General features: G+C 74.8%; 4 protein-coding genes. 3 read left to right on the top strand and 1 reads right to left on the bottom strand.

What is annotated here, in order from left to right; translation table 11 throughout:
* The coding region (locus EF903_RS31600) for a phosphatase PAP2 family protein (protein ID WP_125548403.1) at positions 1-181 on the top strand (181 nt) is incomplete at its 5' end.
* A 36-nt stretch (positions 182-217) separates the two neighbouring features.
* Here EF903_RS31600 and EF903_RS31595 read toward each other — a convergent pair.
* Entirely contained in the window at positions 218-880 is a 663-nt protein-coding gene (locus EF903_RS31595) for an O-methyltransferase (protein ID WP_125548402.1), read from the bottom strand.
* Between the two features lie 210 nt (positions 881-1,090).
* Between EF903_RS31595 and sigE the strand changes: the two genes are divergently transcribed.
* Together sigE and EF903_RS31585 are read left to right on the top strand one after the other, a co-directional pair.
* Positions 1,091-1,870: an RNA polymerase sigma factor SigE gene (gene sigE, locus EF903_RS31590; RefSeq protein WP_125548401.1), complete on the top strand. Its 780-nt coding sequence runs from the start codon at positions 1,091-1,093 to the stop codon at positions 1,868-1,870.
* The coding region (locus EF903_RS31585) for an anti-sigma factor (RefSeq protein WP_185902930.1) at positions 1,867-2,467 on the top strand (601 nt) is incomplete at its 3' end. The genes sigE and EF903_RS31585, both read left to right, overlap by 4 nt.

The raw sequence follows: 2,467 nt of genomic DNA, 5'->3' as shown, positions 1-2,467 counted from the left end.
GGCCGGCGGCACCGTCATGGTCCTCTGCCTCGCGTTCGGGCAGGCCGCGCTCCTCGCCGCGCTGCCCGCCGCGGCCGTCGGCTGGTCCCGGCTCGTCCTGCGGGCCCACACGCCCGCCCAGGTCGCCGCGGGCACCGCCCTCGGGGCGGTCACGGGGCTCACCTTCGCACTGCTGCGCTGATCGGGCGGGGCGCGCGCCGCCGCCGTACGCCTGCGGTCAGCGCCGTACGGCGCACAGCAGGCCGTCGCCGACCGGCAGCAGGGCCCCTTCCAGCGCCGGGCTCTCCCGGACGCTGCGCAGCAGCTCGCGGACGCGCAGGACGTCCGCCTCCTGGGCCGCGGAGTCGACCGTGCGGCCGTCGCAGAAGACGCCCTCGAAGCACACCAGCCCGCCGGGCCGCAGCAGGCGCAACGATTCGGCGAGGTAGTCGAGGGACTCGGTGGGGTCGCCGTCGCAGAAGACGAGGTCGTACCCGCCGTCGGCGAGGCGGGGCAGCACGTCGAGGGCGCGGCCGGGGATGAAGCGGGCGCGGTTGCCCGCGAAGCCGGCGGCGCGGAACGCCTGGCGGGCGAAGGCCTGCCGGTCGGCCTCCGGATCGACGGTGGTCAGCACCCCGTCCGGGCGCATGCCGTGCAGGAGGTGGATGCCGGAGACGCCGGTGCCGGTGCCGATCTCGGCGACCGCCTTGGCGTCGGCACTGGCGGCGAGCAGGCGCAGCGCGGCGCCGGTGCCGGGCGAGACGGAGCGCAGGCCCGCCTCCCTGGCCCGGTCGCGGGCCCACCGCAGAGCGTCGTCCTCGGCGACAAACGCGTCGGCGAACGCCCAGCTCGTCTGCCGGTTGCCGGTAATGACCCTCTCCTGTCCCCATAGTTGGCGCAACGGTGACTGTATCCGCTGGCGTCGGGAACCCGCAGATGGGACCGGGCGTTGGAAAGGGCAGCGGACCTATGCCGGAAGGCGGGAAGGGCCCCGGGCGGGGCGCAGAGGGGATGGATGGGGCGGCACCGGTCAGAACGGTGCGGCGGCCCCCGACACCCAAGGCAAAGTTAGGGCAAAAAAGCTTATCCGGAGCTGACGGGAGGGGTGGCTATGGTAGGGGCTCCACTGGACACCACCAGAGCCGATAGGGGAGGTGCGGCTGCGCCTGTGGATCGTGGGGGCGTCTGGAGACGCCTCTTCTGGTCGGCGGGTGAGCCGAAATCCGTGACTGACACCGCTGACCGTTTCCACTCCGCCGTGACCGCAACCACCGCGACCTTTGCCGCCGATGCGGGCTCGCAGGCGTGGACCCCTCCTACGTGGGAGGAGATCGTCAGCACGCACAGCGCCCGGGTGTACCGCCTCGCCTACCGCCTGACGGGCAATCAGCACGATGCCGAGGACCTCACGCAGGAGGTCTTCGTCCGGGTCTTCCGCTCGCTGTCCACCTACACCCCCGGCACGTTCGAGGGCTGGCTGCACCGGATCACCACGAACCTGTTCCTCGACATGGTCCGCCGCAAGCAGCGGATCCGGTTCGACGCGCTCGGGGAGGACGCCGCGGAGCGGCTGGCGAGCCGCGAGCCGTCCCCGCAGCAGGTGCTCCACGACACGCACTTCGACGCGGACGTGCAGCAGGCGCTGGACACCCTCGCGCCCGAGTTCCGCGCGGCGGTCGTGCTCTGCGACATCGAGGGCCTGTCGTACGAGGAGATCGCCGCGACGCTCGGCGTGAAGCTGGGCACCGTCCGCAGCCGCATCCACCGGGGCCGCTCGCACCTGCGCAAGGCGCTCAAGCACCGCTCGCCCGAGGCCAGGGCCGAGCAGCGGGCGCTGGCGGGGGTGGCCGTGGGCGTCCCTGGCAGCGGGGGAGAGGGCGGAGCCCAGTGACCGGTGTCAGTCCGTCCCCTGCCGAGCAGCACCTGGGCGACCGCCTTGCCGCTCTGGTCGACGGGGAGTTGAGCCACGACGTGCGGGAGCGGGTGCTGGCGCACCTCGCGACCTGCCCCAAGTGCAAGGCTGAGGCGGACGCGCAGCGCCGCCTCAAGGCCATGTTCGTGGAGAGCGCGCCGCCGCCGCTGTCCGCCGGGCTGCTGGCCCGGCTCCAGGGTCTGCCCGGCGAAGGGCCCGACGGGCCCCCGGGGCCGCCCGGCGGGGACCTGTTCGGGTACCGGGTGCCCGAACCGCCGCAGGACGGCTTCCGCATCGCCGAGGTCGGGCGGCCCCGGCGGCGCCTCGCCTTCGTCGCCGCCGGCGCGGTGTCCCTGGCCGCGATCGCCCTGGGCGGGACGTTTCCGCTGAACACGATCGAGCCGAACGTGCGGGGCGGGTCGCCCGCGACCCGGCCCGGCACCGCCGTGCCGGTGGCCCCCGCCTCCGGGACGGGACCGTCCCCCGGCAGCGCTCCGGGCGGCGCGGTCTCCGTGGCCGACGCGGTCGTCCGCGACCGCGCGCGGCGCCCCGGCCCCGCCGCCGACCCCCATGAGG

It is taken from the genome of Streptomyces sp. WAC05292 (assembly GCF_003949955.1).
Classification (GTDB): domain Bacteria; phylum Actinomycetota; class Actinomycetes; order Streptomycetales; family Streptomycetaceae; genus Streptomyces; species Streptomyces globosus.
The sequence above is the reverse complement of the archived record's forward strand: the minus strand, read 5'-3'. Positions and strand labels throughout refer to the sequence as shown.